We start from the raw sequence: 573 nt of genomic DNA, 5'->3' as shown, positions 1-573 counted from the left end.
CCGTAGAGTTACCAGTAACGACCACACGAAACATCGGGTGCGGCTTGATGATTTCCCCGCCATTCTGAGCGATCACAAGGGGACGCCCTTCAAGGACATCGTTGAGACCAGCCAGCTCGGCAGGGTCGGCCAAATCCACCTCGTTGATGAGGAGCAGATGACCTTCACGCATAGCGACTGCCAGAGGTCCATACATGAACTTCATGACAGGTGGTTGACCAGGCTTTTCCGCGACCAGAGCGTGATGTCCAATCAGATCTGTCAGCTCCATCCGCCCGTGGGCAGTGATTTGCTGAACAGGCCAGTTGAGACGACCAGCGATCTCGGTGATACCTGAGGTTTTGCCAGACCCGGTAGGGCCGGTTACGAACAATGCGTCACCGCCAGGCTCTTTGAGATAGGCCAAGACCTCTCGCAGAAACTCTTTGCGGAAAACGTAGTTGGTATCAGTGGCAGGGATGAAAGGGTTTGAACCGTCAGCGTAGCCGATGGCCGTTACCTTCTCCGGAATGCTGGGCATACCGAAAACCTTGCTTACTGAGAATTGAGAGTATTGAGACATAGGTGCGCTCC

General features: G+C 54.6%; 1 protein-coding gene. It reads right to left on the bottom strand.

Going from position 1 to position 573, the window contains the following annotated elements; genetic code table 11:
* Positions 1-562: AAA family ATPase (locus tag R7Z77_RS27315; RefSeq protein ID WP_318137300.1), on the bottom strand; the 562-nt coding region annotated here is incomplete at its 3' end.
* Between the last annotated feature and the right edge of the window lie 11 nt (positions 563-573).

The sequence above is a fragment of the Vibrio sp. 1401 genome (assembly GCF_033340295.1).
Note: the sequence above shows the minus strand (reverse complement) of the source record. Positions and strands in the feature narration are given on the sequence as shown.